The sequence below is a fragment of the Vibrio sp. 10N.261.51.F12 genome, assembly GCF_041471725.1.
Classification (GTDB): Bacteria; Pseudomonadota; Gammaproteobacteria; order Enterobacterales; family Vibrionaceae; genus Vibrio.
On sequence record NZ_JBFROV010000003.1, the window covers coordinates 21567 to 27566 of the forward strand.

The 6000-nt window shown below is 45.3% G+C and carries 7 protein-coding genes; 1 reads left to right on the top strand and 6 read right to left on the bottom strand.

Annotation, left to right across the window (positions count from 1 at the left end; all coding sequences use genetic code 11):
• Positions 1–80 precede the first annotated feature (80 nt).
• Positions 81–488, top strand: coding sequence for a flagellar basal body-associated protein FliL (locus AB4405_RS01765; protein ID WP_102470752.1), 408 nt, complete (start codon positions 81–83; stop codon positions 486–488).
• Positions 489–581: 93 nt separating this feature from the next.
• On the opposite strand, the gene glpG is transcribed toward AB4405_RS01765, so the two are convergent.
• The 6 genes from glpG to ftsY all read right to left on the bottom strand — a co-directional run.
• On the bottom strand, positions 582–1415 hold the full coding sequence (gene glpG / locus AB4405_RS01770; RefSeq protein ID WP_372059378.1) for a rhomboid family intramembrane serine protease GlpG: 834 nt from the start codon (positions 1413–1415) through the stop codon (positions 582–584).
• Between the two features lie 2 nt (positions 1416–1417).
• The gene (glpE, locus tag AB4405_RS01775; protein ID WP_102470754.1) at positions 1418–1738 is read right to left on the bottom strand and encodes a thiosulfate sulfurtransferase GlpE; all 321 of its coding nucleotides are present in this window, start codon (positions 1736–1738) and stop codon (positions 1418–1420) included.
• A gap of 444 nt (positions 1739–2182) precedes the next feature.
• Entirely contained in the window at positions 2183–3040 is an 858-nt protein-coding gene (rpoH, locus tag AB4405_RS01780; RefSeq protein ID WP_102470755.1) for an RNA polymerase sigma factor RpoH, read from the bottom strand.
• A gap of 263 nt (positions 3041–3303) precedes the next feature.
• Complete coding sequence (gene ftsX / locus AB4405_RS01785; protein ID WP_102470756.1) at positions 3304–4263, bottom strand: permease-like cell division protein FtsX; 960 nt, start codon at positions 4261–4263, stop codon at positions 3304–3306.
• Positions 4253–4924: a cell division ATP-binding protein FtsE gene (ftsE, locus tag AB4405_RS01790; RefSeq protein WP_102470757.1), complete on the bottom strand. Its 672-nt coding sequence runs from the start codon at positions 4922–4924 to the stop codon at positions 4253–4255. The genes ftsX and ftsE overlap by 11 nt, the downstream gene beginning before the upstream one ends.
• A 104-nt stretch (positions 4925–5028) precedes the next feature.
• Positions 5029–6000 (bottom strand): signal recognition particle-docking protein FtsY (gene ftsY / locus AB4405_RS01795; RefSeq protein WP_372059379.1); only part of this gene is annotated, 972 nt, incomplete at its 5' end.

A 6000-nucleotide genomic window follows, 5' to 3' on the forward strand; every position in this document is an offset into this window, starting at 1 on the left:
TTAACTCAGGTTGTATTGCGTCATTGTAACAAAGTTAATCGCTTGTAATATCGGCTTAATGGCGTTTATAAGAGGGAAATATGCGTAAACGTTACCTAACCCAGTTTTTCCTAATGCTAGGCTTGACTGTTTCTATGCCCGGCTACGCCTCTAATGAGCCCGTGCCTTCTCTCGCCTACTTCACGTTAGAGCCAGAATTGACGACAAACTTTTTTACCAAAGGAGACCGTTTAGGTTATGTGCAGGTGCGCATTGATGTGATGGTGGCTGACTCTGCTGACTTGAGTATTATCGAACATCATCAACCCTTAATTAGGGATGCCGTTGTTGAACATTTAGGTCGACAGAATGCCGATGTGATTAAATCGCTTTCAGGGCGAGAAGAGATCCGTCACGCCCTAGTCGACAAGCTCAACAACCTGTTACTCGCCGAAACGGGTAAAACAGTTATTGCAGACCTCTTGTTTACCAAATATCTATATCAATAACGACCGTCACTTCCGACATTTCAGTATTCCACTTATTATCACTGGTCGTTACTCTCGTATTGTCATCGGCGCATTGAACATGGTGCGCCAGCACTAGTGTCGCTTAAATCGGTAGCTGTCTAATAAACCCAGTATCGCACCACTCACAAGCCCTGCTAAGTGGGCCGTATTTGCGATCGCTAAGAAGGGCTGCACAAAGCCTAACACCAACCACACTAGCATGAATCCAATCAATGGCCTTGGCATCTCTAAACCAATATCAGGTCGCTTCCACGTCAGTATCCATAAATACCCAACCAACGCATAAACCACACCAGACAAACCACCAAAGTTTGCACCATCGACCCAGTATTGTCCCGTACCAGACACGGCAGCAGAGACCAAAAATATCTCTAGGAGTTTTTTGCTTCCTAGTTTCTTTTCAATATCCCCACCTAGCTGCCACCACCACAATAGGTTAAAAATGATATGCATAGCGGAAAAGTGCAGCAAGCCATGAGTAAACCAGCGCCATACTTGCCATTGCTGACCATCTTGAGCCGGAAAATGTAATGCTGAGAAAATCGCTTGGCCCAACCCTAATTGTTGTAACGCGAAGATAACCGAACAAATGAGCATAATGCCCAAGGTTACGACCCCAGCCTTTGCTTTCAGCATAGATAGAAAGCTAGGTGTCGAGTATTGGAAAGGGTTCTTTCGTGTTTCGGCCATGTCCCAAGAAGAGGCTTGATACTTGCTATTACCTGAGTCAGCAAGAAACAACTTGAGTTCGGCTTCCGTCTCAATCTGGTCTTCATCCGTCATTAACCACAATGCAAACTGACCACTCCCCTCTGGCATCATCTGTACCTCGATGTGCCGTGTCGCCATATAATCAATAAACGCTTGCCCCATGCGGGGGCTTTGGAGAGTAATCAATCGAATCATAGTTAGTTCTCTGTTGGGAAATTTGCGCGATGCCAAGCCTCAAAGCCGCCATCAACATTATAAACCTCTTCAAAACCTTGGTTAAGAAGATACTGTCCAGCGCCTTGGCTACTAATGCCGTGGTAACACATCACAAGCACAGGTACATCAAATTCGACCTGCTGCATAAACTCAACCAAAGAATCATTCGTTAGATGATAAGCATTCGGTGCGTGTGCCACGCCAAATGATTGCAGGTCTCGAATATCAACCAGTCGTGCCTCTGCATTCTCTTTTAGTAGCTGTTGAGCACGGTGAACATCAATATGTTGAAGCTGTTCCATGATTCTAAATCCTTACTTTTTTTTTGCTCCCTATCACATCAATTAATGACGAAATAAGGGCAATTTTGTTGTGTCATTTCGTGCTCGTATATTATCACTATTCAGTGCTAACAAAGTACCGACAACCTATAAGGTTATCCACCAGCGTATAATAAACCACCAGCTGTGTGTAAATCTGTGGATTGCGTGAATAAAGTGTTTTTGGATCATTTGATCCACAACATATAGTGATGATCTTGATCTTGCTGTGTGTAAAGTAAAAGGTATCCCCAAGGACAAAAGCGCTGGAGAGCACCATTACCCGCTGGTTTCTGACAGCTGGCAAATAATTTCCTCACAGACTTATCCACAAGAGAAGGGAAGCGTTTGCGATCAGTTTTTCGATCCAATAAAAAAGGCCACGATCATAAGATCATGGCCTTTCATAAATCATGGGGTTAGGGTTTAGAATTCCCCAACCGCGGCTTTCAATTTTTTCATCGCATTCTTTTCTAGCTGTCGAATGCGCTCGGCCGATACGCCGTAGTTATCCGCGAGATCTTGAAGCGTCGACTTATTATCATTAAGCCAGCGCGAACGGACAATATGTTGGCTACGTTCATCAAGTGTTGATAACGCATGCCCTAAACGTGTATTGGTATGATTCTCCCAGTTCTCTGCTTCCACATTGTCAGCAAGATCTGAGCTTCTGTCCTCAAGATACAATGATGGTGCGGTATAAGAGACACCGGTATCATCATCGTCTGTCGGCATTTCAAATGTAGGGTCTTGAGCCGCAAGACGGGATTCCATCTCACGTACTTCTGATGGTTCCACACCCAACTCACGCGCGACCGTTTCAACTTCACCGTTATTGAACCAACCTAAACGCTTCTTCGATTTACGTAGATTGAAAAACAACTTACGTTGCGCTTTGGTTGTCGCTACTTTCACAATACGCCAATTTCTTAGTACATATTCGTGAATCTCAGCCTTAATCCAGTGCACAGCAAACGACACAAGACGAACACCAACCTCAGGGTTGAATCGCTTCACCGCTTTCATGAGGCCAATATTACCTTCTTGCACTAAATCTGCCATCGGCAAGCCATAGCCAGAATAACCACGTGCAACATGAACAACGAATCGAAGATGTGAAAGGATCAATCCCTTCGCAGCGTCAATTTCACCTTTGTAGTGTAGTCTCTCAGCTAGTCCACGTTCCTCATCAGGCGTCAACATAGGATAACTGTTCACTGATCGGATATAGCCATCAAGACTATCTTGTGTCACTAAAGCCATTGAATACGCTTGGGTAGTCATTCATTTCCTCATTCACGTTGAGTCGATACAACACCTTCTTAACTCATCAATACTGAACCTAATCAGTAGGAGATTCAAGAAGGGGGTTGTAATTATGCACAATCAGTTGCGCTAAACAAGGGTAAAAGACGATTAATTTTCACTCATCAATAGGTATGATTCACACCTTTACGACTTTTATCTTGCTATGTTGTTGAATAGTTCAATATTTGATCAAGAGCCCCACCGTGCGGCGCTCCCTCTCTCATTAAGACTGTCTTACATTAAACCGGTTCAATTTCTTTTAGATGACGCTTTGCAGAAATCCTTGCGGCACTGACCCCGAGAAAAACACCAATCATGAGTATAATGAGAGTCTCATCCCAATTGAGTCCAATCAGCCTAAAGTCACTGTCATACAACATTGCTAAGTCCGTCACGGCTCGATTTAAGACAATCGTTATCAACGCCGTCAATAACCAAGCAACAAGCGCACCTAAAAAGCCAAACCACATACCCGAATACAAGTAAGGTCGTAAAATATAGCTATCCGTTGCTCCGATCAGCTTCATTGTCTGAATGGCTTCTTTATTAGCGAGGACATTAAAACGCAACGTATTACCGACAATTAGAAATACCGAAGCCAACATCAATACCGACAACGTCATAACTAGGGTTGAAGATAGCGTTTTGATCGCATCGAAACGGCTTAACCAATCTTCGTCACGCCGAATATCAGTCACATCAGCTTGCGTTCGAAGCTTAGACACCAAGCTGCGATCCGTTTCAACACTGGTATTAGCAGGCTCAATAACAAGTACTCCGGGTAGAGCGTAACCATCAAGGAGGCTGATTGCTTGATCGAGTCCTGAATGCTCACTGAGTTCCGCAAGTCCTTGCTGAGGCGTAATGTACTCGACCTCTTTAACCTCTTCCCAGCTTTCAATGGCATCCTTGAGCACAAGGACTCTCGCATCCGGCACGCCGGTCGTGATATAGGCCGTCACCTGAGAGTGACTGGTGACATCACCCGCTGCCGACGCGACATTCTTGCCTAGCAGGTACAAGCATGCTGGCATGGTTAATGCCATTGAAATAACCGCCAGTGTTAATAAGTTGCCTAACGGGCGTTGCCAGAGTTCACGTAGCGAAAACTTAGCTTGCTTCCAATGCACAGCAAAAAAGCCATCTGATGCTAGACGTTGTTTTTTCGGGCGTTGTTTATTTTTACGCTTAAACACCATCACTGACCTCACTTAAGAAACCTTGATTTAGCTCTAGGTAACGATACTGAGGGCGCGAGCGAACTAAATGGATATCGTGTGTCGCTAATAAGATAGAGACGCCAGCTCGGTTAAACTCTTCAAACAATTGTAGAACCTTATTCGACAACTCTGGGTCAAGGTTACCTGTTGGCTCGTCGGCAAGTAGCATCGTTGGGCGGTTTACCACAGCCCTCGCGATACCAACTCGTTGCTGTTCTCCTCCGGACAACTGACTTGGTAAGCACTTCGCTTTATCGAGCAAGCCTGTCTTATCCAAAGCGGCAGACACACGACGTTTGATCTCATTTTCTGCAATAGCTTCGATACGCATTGGCAAGGCAACATTATCGAAAACGGTTCTATCCATGAGCAGGCGGTGATCTTGAAATACAATACCAATGTTTCGACGCAAGAAAGGGATATCTTTTGGTCGGATTCGACTGATGTCATGGTCGTTAAATAGAATGCGACCATCCGTCGGACGTTCTAGTGCACAAATCAATTTCAGCAAGGTACTTTTCCCTGCTCCTGAATGACCGCCTAAGAAGGCCATTTCGCCGCGTTTAAGGTGAAAGTCGACCTTTTGAAGCGCCTGTCGTCCGCCACGATAGGCCTTACTTACTTGTTCAAATTTGATCACCGAATCATTCCCCTGATTTGGATGTTCTGCGTTGAAAAGGGATGCTATGCATCCCTTATTATCGTTATTTTTTTCTCATCGAGTCGGTTTTATCTCAACTCGTACTATTCATCGCGGCTAAACAGCGCGTCAATAAAGTCTTGTGTTTCAAACGGCCTGAGATCATCAATCCCCTCGCCAACACCAATAAATCGGATAGGAATTTGGAATTGGTCAGCAATCGCGAAGATCACCCCACCCTTAGCCGTTCCATCCAGCTTCGTCAGTGTAATGCCTGTAATTGGCGCAACATCACTAAACAGCTTGGCTTGGCTTATGGCGTTTTGTCCAGTCCCCGCATCCAGCGTTAGCATAATTTCATGCGGGGCTGAATCATCAATTTTCTTCATCACACGGACAATTTTACGCAACTCTTCCATCAAATTGGCTTTATTTTGTAAACGTCCTGCCGTATCAGCTATCACGACATCGACACCACGAGCCTTTGCCGCTTCTATCGCATCATAAATCACGGATGCGCTGTCCGCCCCGGTATGCTGAGCAATCACTGGTACGTTGTTGCGCTCACCCCAGACCTGAAGCTGCTCCACGGCTGCAGCACGGAAGGTATCACCCGCCGCCAACATGACTTTCTTTCCTTGGCCTTGGAACTGTTTCGCAAGCTTGCCGATGGTGGTGGTTTTACCCACGCCATTAACGCCGACCATTAAAATAACGTAAGGTGTCTTTGTTGTGTCGACCTCAAGTGGCTTCTCTACATGACTAAGGATCTCTGCCATTTCTTCTTTAAGTAGGCCATACAAGGCTTCGCCATCTTTTAGATCTCGACGCGACGCTTTTTCGGTCAGATTACCAATAATTTTCGTTGTGGTATCCATGCCGACATCAGCAATAAGCAATTGCTCTTCTAGCTCTTCAAACAGATCATCATCAATCTGTTTATCTTTGAATAGCCCAAAGAACCCGGCACCGATATTCGCTTTGGTTCGGCTTAAGCTGCGCTTAAGACGAGCAAAGAAACTCTCTGTCGGCTTCTCTTGTTCATGCACACGAGGGGCTTCTGCTTCTGCTTCTGC